General features: G+C 71.7%; 16 protein-coding genes. 8 read left to right on the top strand and 8 right to left on the bottom strand.

Annotated features, from left to right (window positions below; genetic code table 11):
- Window positions 1-6: 6 nt before the first annotated feature.
- The 3 genes from AC0VY3_RS16575 (at window position 7) to rho (ending at window position 2,346) form a co-directional block, all read left to right on the top strand.
- Window positions 7-639, top strand: coding sequence for an isochorismatase family protein (locus AC0VY3_RS16575; RefSeq protein ID WP_475549894.1), 633 nt, complete (start codon window positions 7-9; stop codon window positions 637-639).
- Window positions 636-875 carry a phosphopantetheine-binding protein gene (locus AC0VY3_RS16570; RefSeq protein ID WP_103512369.1) on the top strand — a complete coding sequence of 80 codons (240 nt, stop codon included), beginning with the start codon at window positions 636-638 and terminating at the stop codon, window positions 873-875. The genes AC0VY3_RS16575 and AC0VY3_RS16570 overlap by 4 nt, the downstream gene beginning before the upstream one ends.
- A gap of 331 nt (window positions 876-1,206) precedes the next feature.
- The gene (rho, locus tag AC0VY3_RS16565; RefSeq protein ID WP_475549893.1) at window positions 1,207-2,346 is read left to right on the top strand and encodes a transcription termination factor Rho; all 1,140 of its coding nucleotides are present in this window, start codon (window positions 1,207-1,209) and stop codon (window positions 2,344-2,346) included.
- An 89-nt stretch (window positions 2,347-2,435) separates the two neighbouring features.
- Here the strand turns inward: rho and pgm are convergent, their stop codons facing one another.
- The 5 genes from pgm to AC0VY3_RS16540 all read right to left on the bottom strand — a co-directional run bounded on the left by pgm (window position 2,436) and on the right by AC0VY3_RS16540 (window position 6,868).
- Window positions 2,436-4,079: a phosphoglucomutase (alpha-D-glucose-1,6-bisphosphate-dependent) gene (pgm, locus tag AC0VY3_RS16560; protein ID WP_103512371.1), complete on the bottom strand. Its 1,644-nt coding sequence runs from the start codon at window positions 4,077-4,079 to the stop codon at window positions 2,436-2,438.
- 241 nt (window positions 4,080-4,320) lie between these two features.
- Entirely contained in the window at window positions 4,321-5,394 is a 1,074-nt protein-coding gene (locus AC0VY3_RS16555) for a chitinase (RefSeq protein WP_475549892.1), read from the bottom strand.
- Window positions 5,395-5,697: 303 nt separating this feature from the next.
- On the bottom strand, window positions 5,698-6,141 hold the full coding sequence (locus AC0VY3_RS16550; protein ID WP_475549891.1) for a hypothetical protein: 444 nt from the start codon (window positions 6,139-6,141) through the stop codon (window positions 5,698-5,700).
- Window positions 6,142-6,290: 149 nt separating this feature from the next.
- Entirely contained in the window at window positions 6,291-6,449 is a 159-nt protein-coding gene (locus AC0VY3_RS16545) for a hypothetical protein (RefSeq protein WP_181011093.1), read from the bottom strand.
- Window positions 6,446-6,868: a TetR family transcriptional regulator gene (locus AC0VY3_RS16540; RefSeq protein WP_475549890.1), complete on the bottom strand. Its 423-nt coding sequence runs from the start codon at window positions 6,866-6,868 to the stop codon at window positions 6,446-6,448. Before AC0VY3_RS16540 ends, AC0VY3_RS16545 begins: the two co-directional genes overlap by 4 nt.
- 314 nt (window positions 6,869-7,182) lie before the next feature.
- Between AC0VY3_RS16540 and AC0VY3_RS16535 the strand changes: the two genes are divergently transcribed.
- The gene (locus AC0VY3_RS16535) at window positions 7,183-8,160 is read left to right on the top strand and encodes a DUF3048 domain-containing protein (RefSeq protein WP_475549889.1); all 978 of its coding nucleotides are present in this window, start codon (window positions 7,183-7,185) and stop codon (window positions 8,158-8,160) included.
- 63 nt (window positions 8,161-8,223) lie between these two features.
- On the opposite strand, the gene AC0VY3_RS16530 is transcribed toward AC0VY3_RS16535, so the two are convergent.
- A complete protein-coding gene (locus AC0VY3_RS16530) occupies window positions 8,224-9,963 on the bottom strand; it encodes a discoidin domain-containing protein (RefSeq protein WP_475549888.1) in 1,740 nt (579 codons plus the stop codon).
- A 354-nt stretch (window positions 9,964-10,317) separates the two neighbouring features.
- Here AC0VY3_RS16530 and AC0VY3_RS16525 point away from each other — a divergent pair, with 354 nt between their 5' ends.
- The gene (locus tag AC0VY3_RS16525) at window positions 10,318-12,507 is read left to right on the top strand and encodes a discoidin domain-containing protein (protein WP_475549887.1); all 2,190 of its coding nucleotides are present in this window, start codon (window positions 10,318-10,320) and stop codon (window positions 12,505-12,507) included.
- A 136-nt stretch (window positions 12,508-12,643) separates the two neighbouring features.
- Here the strand turns inward: AC0VY3_RS16525 and eno are convergent, their stop codons facing one another.
- Window positions 12,644-13,945 carry a phosphopyruvate hydratase gene (gene eno, locus AC0VY3_RS16520; RefSeq protein WP_242740801.1) on the bottom strand — a complete coding sequence of 434 codons (1,302 nt, stop codon included), beginning with the start codon at window positions 13,943-13,945 and terminating at the stop codon, window positions 12,644-12,646.
- A 201-nt stretch (window positions 13,946-14,146) separates the two neighbouring features.
- Between eno and AC0VY3_RS16515 the strand changes: the two genes are divergently transcribed.
- The 3 genes from AC0VY3_RS16515 (at window position 14,147) to AC0VY3_RS16505 (ending at window position 16,361) form a co-directional block, all read left to right on the top strand.
- Window positions 14,147-14,569, top strand: coding sequence for a MarR family winged helix-turn-helix transcriptional regulator (locus tag AC0VY3_RS16515; RefSeq protein ID WP_103512385.1), 423 nt, complete (start codon window positions 14,147-14,149; stop codon window positions 14,567-14,569).
- A 10-nt stretch (window positions 14,570-14,579) separates the two neighbouring features.
- The gene (locus AC0VY3_RS16510; RefSeq protein WP_103512386.1) at window positions 14,580-15,074 is read left to right on the top strand and encodes a MarR family winged helix-turn-helix transcriptional regulator; all 495 of its coding nucleotides are present in this window, start codon (window positions 14,580-14,582) and stop codon (window positions 15,072-15,074) included.
- 177 nt (window positions 15,075-15,251) lie between these two features.
- A complete protein-coding gene (locus AC0VY3_RS16505) occupies window positions 15,252-16,361 on the top strand; it encodes an alpha/beta hydrolase-fold protein (RefSeq protein WP_475549886.1) in 1,110 nt (369 codons plus the stop codon).
- Window positions 16,362-16,403: 42 nt separating this feature from the next.
- On the opposite strand, the gene AC0VY3_RS16500 is transcribed toward AC0VY3_RS16505, so the two are convergent.
- Entirely contained in the window at window positions 16,404-18,104 is a 1,701-nt protein-coding gene (locus AC0VY3_RS16500; RefSeq protein WP_103512388.1) for an ABC transporter ATP-binding protein, read from the bottom strand.

Below are 18,104 nucleotides of genomic sequence, written 5' to 3'. Positions count from 1 at the left end.
TCCACCATGGCTCTGCCCGCCGTCGTCCCCTACCCCATGCCGGCCGCCGACGAGCTGCCCGCCAACCGGGTCGACTGGACCGTCGACCCCGCGCGTGCGGTGCTGCTCGTCCACGACCTCCAGAACCACTTCCTGTCGGCGTACGACCGCGAGGCCGCGCCCGTGCCCGAACTGCTCGCCCATGTGGCCGAGTTGAAGAAGGACGCGGCGCGCCTGGGCGTGCCGGTGCTCTACACCGCGCAGCCCGGCGGCCAGAGCGCACAGGAGCGCGGTCTCCAGCAGGACTTCTGGGGTCCCGGCCTCCCGGCCGACGAGCATCTGGCGGCCATCGCGGGCGAGGTCGCGCCCGACGCGGGCGACACCGTACTCACCAAGTGGAAGTACAGCGGCTTCGTCCGCACCGATCTGCTGGAGCGCCTGCGCGAGCAGGGCCGCGACCAGATCGTCATCACCGGTGTCTACGCCCACATCGGCGTGCTGATGACCGCGTGCGACGCCTGGATGCAGGACATCCAGGCGTTCGTGGTGGCCGACGCGGTGGCGGACTTCTCGGCCGAGGACCACGCCATGGCGCTGCGGTGGGCCGCGGGCAAGTGCGCCGTCGTCACCACCGCCCGGACCGTCTTCGAAGGGAAGTGACCGCTGTGGCGCTCACGCTCGAACAGCTCCGTGCCGAGGTCGCCGATGTGCTCGGCGAGGACCCCGAGGAGATCCCGGTCGACGAGAACCTCGTCGACTACGGTCTCGACTCCGTCCGTCTGATGTCGTTGGCCGCCGCCTGGCGCCGCGACCACGGCATCGAGGTGGCCTTCGCCGACCTCGCCGAGAAGCCCGCGCTGGAGTCCTGGGCGCCGCTGCTGGGCGTGACCGGCTGACCCTGCGGCCTCTCCGCGACCCCGCAGCGGTCACCGAGGGCGGTGGGAACCCGGGCATCGGGTTCCCACCGCCCTCGACGCATGTCCGGCGCGTAGTGGTACAGTGCGATGAGCACATGTGCATGCCCCTTCTCTTCGGGCACCGGTGCTGATTCCTCTCCACCACTGTCGCGCCCGTCCTTTCCGACCGGCGATCAGCTTCTTCCCAGCGTTCTCGCTGTCTCTCCGGCGACCTGCCCCGGGCCTCCGTGCCCCCGGTGTGTGGCGTGATTCCCACCGCCTCTCCGTACGCCGGTCCCCTCGTTCGCCTGTCCGCGAAAGGACCCCTCCCATGACCACCACACTCGAACGCCCCGTAACGGGTGAGCGGCGCCCCGTCCGGGTCGCCGGACTCCTCGACACCACCGACAACGGACACGGCATGCTCCGGGTCCACGGCGGCCACCCCTCCCCCGGCGACGTCCAGGTGTCGTCCGCGCTGATCCGGCGCCACGGGCTGCGCCAGGGCGACGCCGTCGAGGGCGGCTGCGACCGGCCGCGCGTCCTGTCCTCGGTCGACCGCGTGAACGGGCTCGCCCCGGAGGCCCTGCGGGGCCGTCGCCGGTTCCACGAGCTGACCCCCGTCCACCCCCGCGAACGGCTGCGGCTGGAGACGCCGCACGGCGGGCCCGCGCCGCGCGTCGTCGATCTCGTCTCTCCCGTCGGCAAGGGCCAGCGCGGCCTGATCGTCGCACCGCCCCGGACCGGAAAGACGGTGCTGCTCCAGCAGCTGGCCGCGGCCGTCGCCACCAACCACCCCGAGGCGCACCTGATGGTGGTGCTGCTCGACGAACGGCCCGAGGAGGTCACGGACATGCGCCGCTCGGTACGCGGCGAGGTGTACGCGTCGACCTTCGACCGGCCCGCCCGGGAGCACATCGCCCTGGCCGAGCTGGCCGTCGAGCGCGGCCGGCGCCTCGTCGAGCAGGGCCGGGACGTGGTGATCCTGCTGGACTCCCTCACCCGGCTGTGCCGGGCCCACAACAACGCTGCCCGCGCGGGCGGCCGGACCCTGAGCGGCGGCGTCGACGCGGCAGCGCTGACCGGCCCCAAGACGCTGTTCGGCGCGGCCCGTTGCGCCGACGAGGGCGGTTCGCTGACCATCCTGGCGACGGCCCTCGTGGAGACCGGTTCGCGGGCCGACGAGTTCTTCTTCGAGGAGCTGAAGGGCACCGGCAACTTGGAGCTGCGCCTGGACCGCTCCGCCGCCGAGGCGCGGATCTTCCCGGCCGTCGACATCGCCCGGTCCGGCACCCGGCGCGAGGAACTCCTTTTCGGTCCGGGCGAGTTGGCGGCGGTTCGGGCGCTGCGCCGCGCCCTGAACACACGCGACGGCCAGGGCGCCCTTCAGGTGCTGCTCGACAAGGTCCGGCGCACCCCGGACAACGCGGCCTTCCTGCGCCAGGTGCAGCCCACCGTGCCGGGCGCCTGAGGACCGACACGGTCCGCCGGGGCCGGGACATGGCCCGACAGGGGCCGGGACGCTGCGTCCCGGCCCCCATCGGCATGCGCGCCGTCGGTTCAGTCGTTGCCGAGCGCGTCGGACACCAGCGCCCTGGCCTCCTCCTGGACCCGGGCGAGATGGCCGGGGCCCTGGAAGCTCTCCGCGTACACCTTGTAGACGTCCTCGGTGCCCGAGGGGCGGGCGGCGAACCAGGCGCTGTCGGTGCAGACCTTGAGGCCGCCGATCGGGGCGCCGTTGCCGGGAGCCTCGGTGAGGACGGCGGTGACGGGCTCTCCGGCCAGGGTGTCGGCCTTGACCTGCTGCGGGGAGAGCTTCGCCAGAACGGCCTTCTCCTCACGGGTGGCGGGTGCGTCGATGCGGGCGTACGCCGGGTCGCCGAAGCGGTCGGTGAGGCGGGCGTAGTGCTGGGAGGGGGTGTCTCCGGTGACGGCGGTGATCTCGGAGGCGAGGAGGGCCAGCAGGATGCCGTCCTTGTCGGTGGTCCAGACCCGGCCGTCGCGGCGCAGGAACGAGGCCCCGGCGGACTCCTCGCCGCCGAAGCCGAGGCTGCCGTCGTGGAGGCCGTCGACGAACCACTTGAAGCCGACCGGCACCTCCACCAGGGTGCGGCCGAGGTCGTGGGCGACCCGGTCGATCATGGAGGAGGAGACCAGGGTCTTGCCGATGCCGGTCCCGGCGGCCCAGCTGTCGCGGTGGGTGTAGAGGTAGTCGATGGCGACGGCCAGATAGTGGTTGGGGTTCATCAGACCGCCGTCGGGGGTGACGATGCCGTGCCGGTCGGCGTCCGCGTCGTTGCCGGTGGCGATGGCGTACGTCTCGCGCTGTTCGATCAGCGAGGCCATGGCGTGCGGCGACGAGCAGTCCATCCGGATCCTGCCGTCCCAGTCCAGCGTCATGAACCGCCAGGTGGGGTCGGCGAGCGGGTTGACGACGGTGAGGTCGATCCGGTGGCGTTCGGCGATCCGGCCCCAGTAGGCGACGGACGCGCCGCCGAGCGGGTCGGCGCCGATGCGGATGCCCGCGTCCCGAACGGCGTCGAGGTCGAGGACGGAGGGCAGGTCGTCGACGTACGCGGTCAGGAAGTCGTGGCGGCGGGTGGTGCCGGCGGCCAGGGCGCGGGCGTACGGGATCCGGCGGACCTCGCCGAGCCCGGCCTCGATCAGGGCGTTCGCCCGGTCCTGGATCCAGGAGGTGGCATCGGACGCGGCCGGCCCTCCGTTCGGCGGGTTGTACTTGAAGCCGCCGTCGGCGGGCGGGTTGTGGGACGGGGTGACCACGATGCCGTCGGCCAGGTGCTCGGTGCGCCCCTGGTTGTACGTGAGGATCGCGTGCGAGACGGCGGGGGTCGGGGTGTAGCCGTCCTCGCTGTCGATGAGGGCGGTGACGCCGTTGGCGGCGAGCACCTCCAGGGCGGTGACCCGGGCGGGTTCGGAGAGCGCGTGGGTGTCCGCGCCGAGGAAGAGGGGTCCGTCGGTGCCCTGGCGGGTGCGGTAGTCGCAGATCGCCTGGGTGGTGGCGGCGATGTGGTCCTCGTTGAACGCGGCGGCGAACGCGGAGCCCCGGTGGCCGGAGGTGCCGAAGGCCACCCGCTGGGCGGGCTCGGCCGGGTCGGGGTGGAGGGCGTAGTAGGCCGTCACCAGCCGGGCCACGTCGACCAGGTCTGCGGACTGCGCCGGGTGACCGGCCCGTTCGTGCACCATCGGGTCTCCTCGTACGTCTTCGTCGTCGGCCGGCCCGCGGGGAGACGGGCCCGGCGCACCGGGGAAACGATCACCCCGGTCCGTACCCGATTCTGCTCTCTCGGCCGCCCCGGTGCGCGACCGGTTCACGCCTTCCTCGTGTCGCCGCCCGGCCCGAGCGACACCGCGCCCCCGGTCATCGGCAAACCGGGGGCGCGGAAACCCGTACGGGCAGGGGGCGCGGGAGCCGTACGGCAGGGGCTCAACGGCCCTGGAGGGACTTCACGTTGTCGCCGAAGGTCCAGCCCTTGGAGCCGTCCCAGTTAAGGGACCAGGTCATCAGCCCCTTGAGGGAGCCGTTGTAGTGGTTCCAGGCCTGTGCGACCAGTCCGGTGGACATATGGCCGCCGCCCGCTCCGATCTGGGCGGGGAGGCCGGGGACCTGCTTGTCGTAGGGGACCTTGATGGTGGTGCCCTGGATGACGAGCCCGTTGTTCAGGCAGTCGGTCTGAGCGGTGAAGCCCGCGACGGTGCCGGCGGAGTAGGAGTCGCCGGAGCAGCCGTACATGCTGCCGTTGTAGTACTGCATGTTCAGCCACCACAGGCGGCCGTTGTCCGCGTACTTCTTGATGATCGGGAGGTACGAGCCCCAGATCGAACCGTAGGCGACGCTGCCGCCGGTGACGTACGCCGTCTCGGGGGCCATGGTGAGGCCGAAGTTCGACGGCATCGCGGAGAGGACGCCGTCGATGATGCGGATGAGGTTGGCCTGCGACGGGGAGAGCTGGCTGATGTCGCCGCTGCCGACGAGTCCGGTCTCGATGTCGATGTCGATGCCGTCGAAGTTGTACTTCTTCAGGATCGGCACGATCGTCTCGACGAACCGGTCGGCCACCGCGCTGGAGCTGAGGTCGATCCCGGCCGTGGCTCCGCCGATCGACATGAGGATGGTGCCGCCGGCGGCCTTGGCCTGACACATCTCGGCGGGGGTGGCGACCTTGACGGTGCTGTCCATGCCGTCCTCCCAGAGGACGGTGCCGTCGGAGCGGATGACGGGGAAGGCGGCGTTGATGACGTTGTAGCCGTGCTGGGCGATGCGTGAGTCGGTGATCGGGATCCAGCCGAGCGGCGGGTGAACGCCGTTGGCCGCCCCGTCCCAGTTCTCCCAGTACCCCTGGAGCACCTTGCCCGTGGGCTTCGACTTGACCGCGCAGGTCTCGTCGGCCGCGACGACGGCGCCCGCGTCGGGGGCCTTCGGCGGAGCGGCTCCGACCAGCATCGGCACGACGAGCGCTGCGGCCAGGCCGAGGCCCAGCAGTCGTGAGGTACGACCCATGATCCGTACGTCCTTCCAGCCCGGGCCCGCCGCCGACGGTGCGAAAGGTTCGCCCCGTCCCGCCCCATGTCGTGACCCTGCCAAACCGTAGAATGGTCCAGACCTTCGGTCAAGAGGTCTGGACCAGACCGTCCGCCTTCCGAGCTGCCGGCTCACGGCGGCCTCGCTGACGGGCGGCGGGGCTCTGGTGGGGCTGCGGGACGGCCGGATCGTGGAGGCCGCCACGACAGGGCCGAGGCGGGACCCCGCACTGCCCGCGTCAGCCGTCTACGCGCTGCGGCACGTCGCCGGAACTAGGGGTTGTCACGCGGTACCCGGCCCCCGCCGGGGCGTGGGGGGTACGCCGTCGTTGACCCACTGAGCCATGATCACCGGGGCGTTGTAGTGGCCGCCGTGGATCGTGTTGTGGTTGATCGCCACAGTGGGGCCGGCAGCCTGCTGGGGCACCAGGTCGTCGAGGATGGCCCGCAGTTCCTGCTCGGCCTCGGGATTGTCGCGCAGGGCCCGGCGGATCCTGATCCGCCACTCGGCCGCGACGTCCGCCGCGCCGTCCTCGTCGCCGTTCCGCCGTGCGGCGATCAATTCCTCACGGGACTCCTCCAACTCGGCGTCGATCGTCTCGTCGTCCTCGCCCCGGCCCAGGAACCGGGCCACGCGCCCGCGCACCTGCGTCCAGGCCTCCGTCGCCATCAGCCCCACGAACGTCGTCGCACCCGATGCCGCCAGTGCCGTCAACTCGGCTTCCACCGAAACCCCCTCCGCCTCACTTGTCGCAGCGTACGGGCACGTGAACCGTCGCTGATGCAACCGTAGAGAGCGACCAGCGCCTTCGGAAGCGGAATCGGGTGCGCGGCGCAGAGCAGTTCCGGCCATGCGGTCCGGAATGCCTCCCGACGCTACGACGCCGGGCGCTCCGGTGCGTCCGGCGCCTCCGGTGCGTCGCGCCGGGTCGGCAGTCCGGCCAAAACGGTTGCTCCCACGGTGATGTGCATCAGCGCGAGCGTGGCGACCAGGATCGTGGTGGTCCGGGCGGCGTCGGGGCGAGGGGCGGTCATCGGTCCGCTCCCGGTGCCGGGGCGAGCGCGCCGTGGAGGAAGACCTCCGCCAGCCGGCTCCCGGTGAGACGTGCCGGGTCGTCCGGGTGCGGGCGGGTGAACAGCAGGCCCAGGAAGAGCGCGGCGGCCTGATCCACGGGCAGCCGTAGGGATGCGGCGTCGGGTGCCAGGAGCTCGGCGACCGCGCTCCGGATCGCGGCCATCGACTCCTCGCGCCCCGTGCCGCGAACCTGTTCGCCCGCCGGGGTGTCGCGGCGGCGGTGGCCGGAGGCGTGCAGTGATCCCGCGATGGCGCCCATCCGGTCCAGGTGCGCCTCCAGGGCGTCGGCGGCCTCGGCGAGGCGGTCGGCGGTCGGGAGCTCCGCGGGGATGGACATCAGCTCGCGTACGGCGTGGTCGTGGCGCATCGCCTCGGCCATGCAGGCGTCCAGAAGCTCCTCCTTGTCGGCGAAGACGCGGAAGATCGTCGCCTCAAGGTTCCGGGGCCGTTCCCAGGCCGTTCCCGGGCCGTCCCGGGCCGTTCCCGGGCCGTTCCCGGGCCGTTCCCGGGCCGTTTTCGGGCCGTTCCCGGGTCGTTTTCGGGCCGTTCCCGGGTCGTTCCCGGGTCGTTTTCGGGCAGCTGCCCTTCCCGGCGCAACCACCGGCGCGCCGGACGCGTGATGATGGATGAGGGGCCGCGACACGGCAGTGCTCCGCCATCACCGCCGGCCGACGCCCCGGAAGGGCGGTCGCCATGTCCGCAGCCGGAGTGAAGACCTCGGTCGCAGCGCTGTTCACCGCGCTGCTGCTGGCCGTGACCGCCGCGTGCACGGGCGGGGACGGTTCGTCGCCGTCGCCCAGCAGCAGTTCCCCGTCCGGTGCGGGCAGGACCGCCGACGTACTCGCCGTGAAGATCGACAACGTGGCGCCCGCACGCCCCCACACCGGCCTGGAGCGGGCCGACATCGTCTACGTCGAGCAGGTGGAGGCCGGTCTCAGCCGGATCCTCGCCGTCTACTCCTCCGAACTGCCGCCGGTCATCGGCCCGGTGCGCAGTGCGCGCGAGACCGATCTGGAGCTGCTGCGGCAGTTCGACCGGCCGACACTGGCCTTCTCCGGGGCGCAGAGCAGGCTGTTGCCGGTCATCGACCGCGCACCGCTGGAGGCCGTGCCGCCCTCGAAGGCGCCGGGGGCGTACTTCCGCGGCCGGGACCGGCCCGCACCGCACAATCTCTATCTGCGTCCGGAGCGGATCCCGTTCACCGCCTCCGGCGTGGACGCCGTCGAGGAGCTGGGGCTGAAGGAGGGCCCGCCGCCGCCCGGTGGCGAGCCGGAGGACAGCCGTACGGTCCGCTATCCGTCCGCGTCCGTGACCTTCACCTGGTCCGCCGAACGCGTCCGCTGGCTGGTCTCCCAGGACGGCTCCCCCGCCCGCACGGCGGACGGCGAGCGGATCGGGGCCGGCACGGTCGTCGTCCAGGACGTGACCGTCCGCCCGTCGGACTTCAGCGACCGGTCCGGGAACGTCACCCCGTTCACCGAGACCGTGGGGTCGGGCAGCGCGGTCGTCCTGCGCGACGGCCGGACGTACGAGGCGCGGTGGTCGCGGAGCTCGGCCGACGCGGACACGGTGTACACCGGCGCCGACGGGCGGCGGATCGATCTCGCGGACGGGCCGCTCTGGATTCTGTACGCGCCGCGCGGGGGCGCGGACACCGGGGCGAGCGGCTGAAGCAGGGGCGAGCGGCCGGGCGGCGGGTTCCTCCCGCCGCCCGGCCGCCCGGTGCGCGGCCCGCTACTGCCAGACCTTGACGTAGTCGATGCTCAGCTTCTGCGGGAAGCGGGTGGTGGCGTCCGGCGATCCGGGCCAGTCACCGCCGACCGCATTGTTGAGGATGAGGAAGAAGTCGTGGTCGAACACCCAGGGTCCGCGGGTGCTCTCCAGCTCCTCCTTGTCGACCGTGTGCGACACCTGACCGTCGACCCGGAACGTCATGCCCTTGCTGTCCCAGTCCACGGCGAAGGTGTGGAAGTCGTCGGCGAAGTCCGCGCCCCCGGGCAGGGAGTACGGGGCTCCGTAGCCGGCCGCGCCGTTGTACGCGGGCGCGTGGAGGGTGGAGTAGGTGGTGTTCGGCTCCTTGCCGACGTGTTCCATGATGTCGATCTCGCCGGTGTAGGGCCACGGGCGACCCTGGTCGAAGTAGTCCGCGCCCAGCATCCAGAACGCGGGCCAGAGCCCCTGCGTACCGGAGACCTTGATGCGCGCCTCGACCCGGCCGTAGGTGAACTGGAACTTCCCGTACGTGTTGAGCCGCGCCGAGGTGTACTGGCACGTGGTGCTGCCGCTCAGCGGGTCGGGCGGGCAGGCGGAACCCGGAGTCTCCTCGCGGCGGGCCTCCAGGACGAGACTGCCGTTGCCGTCCTGGACGGCGTTCTTGTTGTTCGTGTAGTACTCCAGCTCGTTGTTGGGGCCGGTGCCCGTCTCCGGGACCCACTTGGCGGGGTCGGGCGCGGCGCCCGCGGGCCCGTCGAACTCGTCGCTGAACACCAGCCGGTCGTATGTGGGGTCGGCCGGCAGCGGCGGTGCGGGGTTCGGGGCTCCGCCGGTGCCCCAGACCTGGAACTCCCAGAGCGAGTAGCCGTATTCGCCGCTGCGCTGGGTGGCGTACAGGCGTACGTGCCGGCCGGCGCCGCTGACGTCCAGCGTCTCCTTGAACCCGGTACCGGTGGTGGTGGAGTGGATCGTCGTCCAGTCGGTCCCGTTGTCGGAGACCTCGATCCGGTAGGCCCTGGCGTGGGCCGGGTCCCACTGGAGGACGACCCGGTGGATCTCGGCGCGGGCGCCGAGGTCGACCGCGATCCAGCCCTGGTCGGTCCAGCCGCCCTCGGGGCTGGTGGCCCAGCGGCTGGCCGGGTCACGGTCGAAGGCCTTGTCCGGCGAGCACTCCCAGCAGGTGCCGTCGTGCTGCGAGGTCGAGGCGGAGCCGGCCTTGCCGTAGGAGAGCAGGACGTCGTCGTCGCCGGGGGCGGTGCCGCCGTCGGTGGTGGAGTAGACCTGGAACTCGTGGAGGGAGTAGCCCCAGGCGGTGGCGCGCTCGGTGCCGTGCATCCGGATGTAACGGCCGGTTCCGGAGACCGTCAGGGTCTCGACGCCGCCGGAGCCGGTCGTGGTGGAGTGGATCGTCGTCCACTCGGTTCCGTCGGCGGAGACCTCCAGCCGGTAGCCCTTGGCGTACGCGGCCTCCCAGTCGAGGACGACCTGCCCGATCGACGTGCTCGCGCCCAGGTCGATACGGATCCACTCGTCGTCGGCGAAGGCGCTGGACCAGCGGGTGGCCCTGTCACCGTCCACGGCCGACGCGGCGGCGAACGGCGCCTCGGTACTGGAGGCGGTCGTCGGCTTTCCCTGGGAGACGAGAACGGCCGCGGCTGCGGCGCGTTCCGGGGCGACGGCCACCGAGAGGGTGAACAGGAGGGCCACGGCGGCCATGACCGCCAGGGCACCGCGCAACCGTGGTGTTCCACGGGCTTCCATGCGAACTCCTTGCTCTGTGAGGGGGCGGGGCCGGGCCGAGAGAGCGCTCCCCCGCAGTGGGGAGACTGGCGGGAGCGGAGTGAACCGTCAAGAGTCGCGGCCGAGTTGATTCAAGAGACCACGGCCACCGAGGTCCGACTTGTCGTTCTGATGCCCGGTCAACTACCTCTGAACTTACGAGAGATGAAACATCGGGCGGTCCGGCCTACAAGGCGCGGCCTTTCTGTGCACAACTCTTGACGTGACGGAAACACGGGAGAATCATTCGGCTACCGAGAGAGCGCTCTCTACCTTGTGGGAGCACGAGTCCGCACCCGTTCCACCCCGCCCACCTGACCTTTCAGGAGATCAGACATGCCCGTTGCCCTCGTCAAACCCTCGCGGCCCCCGATGGCCGCATCCCCTCGATGGCGCACCCTTGCCCTCGCCCTCGTCACCACGCTGGTCGCGGCGCTCCTCGCGACCGTGCAGGCGGCTCCGGCGCAGGCCGCTCCCGTCCTGCTCTCCCAGGGCAGCGCGGTGACCGCGTCGAGCGAGGAGAACGGCGGCACGGCCGCGGGGAACGCCGTCGACGGGGACGGCGGGACACGCTGGTCCAGCGCCTTCGCCGATCCTCAGTGGATACGGATCGACCTCGGCTCCCCGGCCGCGCTCAGCCGGGTCGAACTCTCCTGGGAAGCCGCGCACGCGAAGAGCTACCGCATCGAGATCTCGGCCGACGGCAGCAACTGGACGACCGCTTACAGCACCACCACATCGGCGGGCGGCAACGAGACCCTGAACGTCTCCGGCGACGCGCGCCACGTGCGTCTGACCGGCACCGAGCGCGCCACCGGATACGGCTACTCCCTCTGGGAGTTCAAGGTCTTCGGCACCCGTGACGGCGGCGGTCCGGAGATTCCGGGCGGCGGCGACCTCGGTCCCAACGTCCACGTCTTCGACCCGTCCACGCCCGACATCCAGGGCAAGGTCGACGCGATCTTCGAGCAGCAGGAGGAGGCCCAGTTCGGCAGCGGCCGGCACGCGCTCCTCTTCAAGCCGGGCACGTACGACAACATCAACGCGCAGATCGGCTTCTACACGCAGATCGCGGGCCTCGGGCTCAACCCGAACGACACCACGTTCAACGGCGATGTGACCGTGGACGCGGGCTGGTTCGACGGCAACGCGACGCAGAACTTCTGGCGTTCTGCGGAGAACCTGACGCTGAACCCGGTCTCCGGCACCAACCGCTGGGCGGTCTCCCAGGCTGCGCCCTTCCGCCGGATGCACGTCAAGGGCGGGCTCAACCTCGCGCCCGACGGATACGGCTGGGCCAGCGGCGGCTACATCGCCGACTCCAAGATCGACGGCACGGTCGGACCGTACTCCCAGCAGCAGTGGTACACCCGCGACAGCTCCGTGGGCGGCTGGACCAACGCCGTGTGGAACATGACGTTCTCCGGCGTCCAGGGCGCACCGGCGGCGAGCTACCCGGACCCGCCGTACACCACGCTCGACACCACCCCGATCTCGCGCGAGAAGCCGTTCCTCTACCTCGACGGCAACGACTACAAGGTCTTCGTCCCCGCCAAGCGGGTCAACGCACGCGGCGTCTCGTGGGACGGCGGAGCCCAGCAGGGTGAGTCCATCCCGCTGAACCGCTTCTACGTCGTCAAGCAGGGCGCCACGGCCGCGACCATCAACGCCGCGCTCGCACAGGGGCTGAACCTGCTCTTCACGCCCGGCGTCTACCACATCGACCAGACCATCAACATCAACCGGGCCGACACGGTCGTCCTGGGCCTCGGTCTGGCCACGATCATCCCGGACAACGGCGTGACCGCGATGAAGGTCGCCGACGTGGACGGGGTGAAGCTCGCGGGCTTCCTCATCGACGCCGGTCCCATCAACTCGCCGACGCTGCTGGAGGTCGGACCGCAGGGTGCGTCCGCCGATCACTCGGCGAACCCGACGTCGCTGCAGGACGTGTTCGTGCGGATCGGCGGCGCGGGCCCCGGCAAGGCGACCACGAGCATCGTGGTGAACAGCGACGACACGATCATCGACCACACCTGGGTGTGGCGTGCGGACCACGGTGAGGGCTGGGGCTGGGAGACCAACCGGGCCGACTACGGCGTCCGCGTGAACGGTGACGACGTGCTGGCGACCGGGCTGTTCGTGGAGCACTTCAACAAGTACGACGTGGAGTGGTACGGCGAGCGCGGCCGCACGGTCTTCTTCCAGAACGAGAAGGCCTACGACGCCCCGAACCAGGAGGCGATCCAGAACGGCGACACCAAGGGCTACGCCGCCTACCGGGTCGACGACTCGGTGGAGCAGCACGAGGGCTGGGGCATGGGCAGCTACTGCTACTACAACGTCGACCCGACCATCATCCAGGGTCACGGCTTCAAGGCCCCCGTGAAGCCCGGCGTGAAGTTCCACAACCTGCTCGTCGTCTCGCTCGGCGGCAACGGCCAGTACGAACACGTGATCAACAACACCGGCTCCCCCACCTCGGGAACATCGACGATCCCTTCGACCGTCGTCAACTTCCCCTGACCCGGGCCTCTTCGGCCCGGACCCGGTGACCCGGGAGCGGTGAGCCGGTCCGGTACCCGGCGGCCCGGACCGGCCTCGCCGCGAACGGGCGGCCTCCGGCAGACGTAACCGTCCGCCGGAGGCCGCCCGTTCGCGTTCAGGAGCGCGACAGCAACGACCCGCCCGCGTACTGCGCCGACTTGCCCAACTCCTCCTCGATCCGGATCAGCTGGTTGTACTTGGCCGTGCGGTCGGAGCGGGACAGCGAGCCGGTCTTGATCTGGCCGCACCCCGTCGCCACCGCCAGGTCCGCGATCGTGGTGTCCTCCGTCTCTCCGGAACGGTGGGACATCACGGCGCTCCAGCCCGCACGGCGTGCGGTGGCGACCGTGGCAAGGGCTTCGGTCAGGGTGCCGATCTGGTTGACCTTCACCAGGACCGAGTTGCCGACGCCGGTACGGATGCCTTCGCGCACCTGGGCCTCGTCGGTGCAGAACACGTCGTCGCCGGTGAGCTGGCAGCGGCGGCCGACACGGGTGGTCAGCTCGCGCCAGCCGTCCAGGTCGTCCTCGGCCATCGGGTCCTCGATGGAGACGACCGGGTACGCGTCGATCAGCTTGGCCAGGTACTCGACCTGCTCGGAAGGGGTGCGACGCACACCCTCACCCGCGTACACGTAGGAGCCGTCGCGGAAGAACTCCGAGGAGGCCGGGTCCATGATCAGACCGATGTCCGCGCCGGGACGGTATCCGCTGCGTTCGACGGCGCTCATGACGAAGTCGAGCGCCTCCTCGGCGGTGCGCAGCGCGGGCGCGAAGCCTCCTTCGTCGCCGACACCGGTGGAGTGTCCGGCGGCGAGCAGGTCGCGCCGCAGGGTGTGGAAGATCTCGGAACCCATGCGTACGGCTTCCGCGAAGGTCTCAGCCCCGACCGGCGCGATCATGAACTCCTGGAAGTCCAGCGGATTGTCGGCGTGCGCGCCGCCGTTGATGATGTTCATCATCGGCAGCGGGAGCAGGCGGGCGTCGGCGCCGCCGAGGTAGCGGTAGAGCGGCTGGCGGTGCGCCGCGGCGGCCGCCTTCGCGGCGGCGAGGGAGACCCCGAGGATCGCGTTCGCGCCGAGCCGGGACTTGCCGGGCGTGCCGTCGAGCGCGACGAGCGCGGCGTCCAGGCCGGCCTGGTCGTCCGCGTCGCGGCCCACGACCGCGGCCGCGATCTCCCCGTTGACATGGGCGACCGCACGGTCGACCCCCTTGCCGTGCCACTGCCCGGCATCGCCGTCGCGCAGCTCCAGGGCCTCCCGGGCGCCGGTGGAGGCGCCGGACGGGACCGCCGCGCGGCCGAGGGACCCGTCGGCGAGGCGGACGTCGGCCTCGACGGTGGGGTTGCCACGGCTGTCGATGATCCGGCGGGCGGTGACGGACTGGATAGCGGTGGGCTCAGCTGCCTGGTGGGCCATGCGAGGTCCTTCCGGTAGTCACATGCCGCGGCGGTCTTGCGACAGCGCCGGCGCGAGCCGCGACGGGATAACTCTACAGCAATGCTGTTCAGATTGGCTGTTTAGCTTTGCTGTTCAGTTGTGCTGTCCAGTTCTCCGGTCCACGGCCACGGCAGGGGCGACCTGCGCAGACGCGTCGGCGACCGCGGGTTAAAGTGCCCTATGCCCACCCCGGAACCCGCCACCGTCGCCGCCGATCTGCGCACCGCCATGGGCAAACTCGCGCGGCGCGTGAAGCAGGAGGACCGGATCCCGCACGGCCAGGTCGCCGTTCTGGGCGTGCTCGACCGGGACGGGGCCATGACCACCAGCGACCTCGCGGCGGACCAGCGCGTACGACCCCAGTCGATGGCCCGCGCGGTCGGGCTCCTCATGGACCAGGGGCTCATCGTCCGCCGCGCGCACCCGACGGACGGCCGCAAGTCCCTCGTCGACCTCTCCGAGGTGGGGCGGGCGGCGCTGGAGGCGGAGCGCGACCGTCGGGCCGACTGGCTCGCCCGGGCCATCGACCTCGAACTCAGCGCGGAGGAGCAGGAGATGCTCGCGCGCAGCGTCGCCTTGATGGAGCGGCTCGCCGGGCACTAGTTTCGGGATCATGAACCAGCCGACCGACACCCGCACCGACCAGGCTCCGGCCGATCCGGGCGCCACCGACGACATGCTCGCCACCCAGCCGATCGGGTACTGGAGCGGACTCGTCCACACCGCCGTCACCAAGCGGCTGCGCGACGCGATGGCCGGGATCGACGTCACGCAGCCCCAGTACTGGGTGGTGAACTCCGTGCACGGCCGGCCCGACGCGCCCAGCCGCGAGGAGGTCGTCGGCTGGCTGACACCGCTCGCGGACGGGCCGCACGAGATCACGCGCGTCGTCGACCAGCTGGCCCACCGGGGCTGGCTGCGGATCGACGCGGGGCAGCGCCTCCACCTCACCGATGCGGGGGAGGCGGCGAGGGCGCGGGTGCGCGAGCTGGCGACCGAGGTGCGCGCGGTGGTGCACGCAGGCGTCAGCGACGAGGAGTACGTGGCCGCGCTCAAGGTGCTGCGCCGGATGGCCGCGAACGCCGAGGGCGACTCCGCGCAGGGGTGACCGCCGCGCAGCGCATCGGTGACCACGAGGGCATCGCATCGGCGCTCCCTTCCGGATCACCAACACCCCTTCACCGCAGCTGGGTTAGGCTGCCCTGATGTTCTGGGGCCCGGCCTTTCCCTCCTCCTCCCGCAAGGAGACGTTCATGCGTCCGGTGATCGAACGGGTACGCCGCTCATGACCGCTCCCCGCCCCGGCCCCGTGGCCGACACCGAGAGCCCTTTCGCCGCCTTCGGTCTGCCGGGCCGCCCCGGCACCGACGCGTTCTGGGCAGCGGCGCGTACACCCGCGTCGATTCCCGTCGACGACGGCTGGCTGACCCTCTTCCTGTGGCGCGGTTCCGGGGCGGTGCTCGACTTCGAGAGCTGGTCGCCGCCCGTCCCGCTGCGCCGCTGGGAGGACACGGACTGCTGGTACGCCGAGGTGCCCATGCCCGCGCGGCTGCGGGTGACCTACCGCGTCCTCGTGGGGGACGCGGCCCACGCCGATCCGTTCAACCCGGCCGGTGCGGGCGCCGATCGTTCCCTCGCCGCGACGCCGGACGCCCCGCCGCAGCCGTACTGGCCGGACCTCGCCGCGGACGATGTGCCGCCCCTCCCCCGTACCCGGATCCGCTGGAGCAGTGACCGGCTCGGCGGGCGGCGCACCGTGCGGGTCCACCCCGTGGCGGGTGGCGGTCCGGTGGTGCTGCTGCTGGACGGGGACGACTGGCTGTATCTGCACCCGGCCGTGGCCGCCTTCGACGCGGCCGCCGCAGCGGGTGCGATGCCTCCGGTGACGCTCGTGTTCGTCCCGGCGAAGGACCGGGAGGCGGAGTTCGCCTGCCGCCCGGCGCTGTGGGAGGCGGTCCGGGACGAGCTGCTGCCGCTGGTGGGCGACTGCGGCGTGCCGGTGGGCCTGGACCGGCCGGTGGTGGCCGGGCAGAGCCTGGGCGGGCTGAGCGCGCTCTACGCGGCGCTGGAGTTCCCGGAGCTGGTCTCCCGTGTCGCCTGCCAGTCGGGGTCCTTCTGGTGGGCGCCCGGGACCGCGGATCCGGCGGATCCGCTGGGCGGGGCCGTCGGCGGCGCCATCGCCGAGCGGCTGCGCCGGGGGGCCGATCTGTCGCGGCTGCGGTGCGCGTTCGACGTCGGGGAACACGAGACGCGGATGCTGCCCCACTGCGAGCTGACCGAGTCGCTCACCGAGCGGGCCGGTGCGACCGTGCGGGTCTCGCGGTCCGCCTCGGACCACGACCGGGCGGGCTGGCGGCACGCCCTGCTCAGGGATGTCGCCTGGGCGCTCGGCTGAGCCTCCGGCAGGGGCGAGCGGTTGCTCGCCCCTGCCGGAGCCTCACCGGGCCACGGCCAGGCAGTACGCCTCGTCGCTGGCGAGCAGGTTGCGGTGGGTGTCCTCGGCGGTGATGGCGCCGCCGTCCAGGACCAGCACCCGGTCCGCCGCGTCCAGCAGCGCCGGACTGCTGGTCAGCACGAGCGTGGTCCGGCCGCGGCGCAGCTTGGCGACGTTGCGCGCGATGAGCTGTTCGGTGACCGCGTCCACGGCCGTCGTCGGATCGTGCAGCACGAGCATCTCGGTGTCGGCGGCCAACGCACGGGCGAGTGACAGCCGTTGGCGCTGACCGCCGGAGAGATTCGCGCCCCGGTCGCGGACCACGTGGTCGAGCCCTTCACGGTGGAGGGCGACGACGTCGGTGAGCATGGACGCCTCGACGGCATCCGCGATCGACCGGCCACTGCCCGCCGGGTCGATGTTCGTCCGGAGGGTGCCGGCGAAGATCTCCCCGTCGTACGGGTTGACCAGGAGATACCCGCGCACCGCCTCGATCGACAGCTCACCGACCTTCCGCCCGCCGACCCGCACCACTCCCCCGTACGCCTGGGGGGCGACGTTCATCGCGAGGACGGCCGCGAGTTCGGCCGCCGCACGCGGCTGATAGGCGGCGATCGCGACGAACTCACCCGCCCGCACGGAGAACGTGACCCCCTGGAGCGTCCCGTGGCGTACGCCGTCGACCTCCAGGTCTCCGCCGGGCTCCGGGCGCTCGGGCCCCGGTGTCGTCACCGGCGGCGCGGTCAGTACCAGGGCCATGCGCTCGGCCGAGGCGCGGGCCATCATCACGTACTTGGGCATCTCGGAGAACATCCTGAGCGGTTCCATGATGAACTGCGCGAGGCCCACGGCCATGACGAGTTCCCCGATGGTGATCCGGCCCCCGAACGCCAGCCAGCCGGCCGTCAGCGAGACGGCCGCGGCGAGGACCGCGTTCAGGGCCAGTGCGGTGCCCGCGTAGGTGCCGTTCACCCGGGCGACGGTGATCGCCTGGCGCTTGGCGTCCGTGCTGACCTTGCGGTAGGCCCCGAAGGCGGCGTGGTTGCCGCCGAAGCCGTGCAGCGGGCGCAGCCCGATGATGAGGTCGGCGACCTTGGCGCCGGCCCGGGCCACCCGGGCCTGCTGTTCCTGGGTGCTGGCCCCGATCCGCTTGGACATCACGGCGAGGATCGACAGGATCGCTACGGTCCCCGCGATCACCAGCAGACCGAGCCGGAGGTCGGCGAGGCTCAGCGCGACCGCCGCGACCACCACCGCGACCAGCGAGCTGATCAGCAGCGGCACCACCTCGATGATGTCGGCGGTCTGGTCGGCGTCCTCGGTGGCGACGGTCAGGATCTCGCCGGACTTGAGGTCCACGTCCCTGGCCACCGGCTGGAGCCCGCAGGCGGCCACCTGGACCCGCCAGCGGTGCGCCTCGGTCGTGTTGGCCTTCTGCAGCACCCGCATGCCGAACCGCCACGACAGGGACACCGTCGTGATGATCACGGCCAGCGAGCCGATCGAGACGCCGAGCGAGCCGAGGCTGCGGTCCTGCATCGTGTGCTCGACGATCAGTCCGAGCGCGATGGGGAACGCGGTCTCGGCCGCCTGGTAGAGGCCCATGAGGACGGTGCCCGCGATCATGGCGCCGATGTTGCGGCGCAGTGCCGTCCGCAGGATGGCGGCCCCGGGTCGGGGCCGCGTGGTGTCAGGAGTTTTCAT

It is taken from the genome of Streptomyces sp. iso_384 (assembly GCF_056172905.1).
The sequence above is the reverse complement of the archived record's forward strand: the minus strand, read 5'-3'. Positions and strand labels throughout refer to the sequence as shown.

Coding starts and splice junctions, on each gene's coding strand:
- eno (WP_242740801.1), bottom strand. CDS start 13,945: ATGGCCCACCAGGCAGCTGAGCCCACCGCTATCCAGTCCGTCACCGCC.
- AC0VY3_RS16530 (WP_475549888.1), bottom strand. CDS start 9,963: ATGGAAGCCCGTGGAACACCACGGTTGCGCGGTGCCCTGGCGGTCATG.
- AC0VY3_RS16510 (WP_103512386.1), top strand. CDS start 14,580: ATGAACCAGCCGACCGACACCCGCACCGACCAGGCTCCGGCCGATCCG.
- AC0VY3_RS16540 (WP_475549890.1), bottom strand. CDS start 6,868: ATGGCCGAGGCGATGCGCCACGACCACGCCGTACGCGAGCTGATGTCC.
- AC0VY3_RS16515 (WP_103512385.1), top strand. CDS start 14,147: ATGCCCACCCCGGAACCCGCCACCGTCGCCGCCGATCTGCGCACCGCC.
- pgm (WP_103512371.1), bottom strand. CDS start 4,079: ATGGTGCACGAACGGGCCGGTCACCCGGCGCAGTCCGCAGACCTGGTC.
- AC0VY3_RS16535 (WP_475549889.1), top strand. CDS start 7,183: ATGTCCGCAGCCGGAGTGAAGACCTCGGTCGCAGCGCTGTTCACCGCG.
- AC0VY3_RS16545 (WP_181011093.1), bottom strand. CDS start 6,449: ATGACCGCCCCTCGCCCCGACGCCGCCCGGACCACCACGATCCTGGTC.
- AC0VY3_RS16505 (WP_475549886.1), top strand. CDS start 15,252: ATGACCGCTCCCCGCCCCGGCCCCGTGGCCGACACCGAGAGCCCTTTC.
- AC0VY3_RS16500 (WP_103512388.1), bottom strand. CDS start 18,104: ATGAAAACTCCTGACACCACGCGGCCCCGACCCGGGGCCGCCATCCTG.
- rho (WP_475549893.1), top strand. CDS start 1,207: ATGACCACCACACTCGAACGCCCCGTAACGGGTGAGCGGCGCCCCGTC.
- AC0VY3_RS16525 (WP_475549887.1), top strand. CDS start 10,318: ATGCCCGTTGCCCTCGTCAAACCCTCGCGGCCCCCGATGGCCGCATCC.
- AC0VY3_RS16575 (WP_475549894.1), top strand. CDS start 7: ATGGCTCTGCCCGCCGTCGTCCCCTACCCCATGCCGGCCGCCGACGAG.
- AC0VY3_RS16555 (WP_475549892.1), bottom strand. CDS start 5,394: ATGGGTCGTACCTCACGACTGCTGGGCCTCGGCCTGGCCGCAGCGCTC.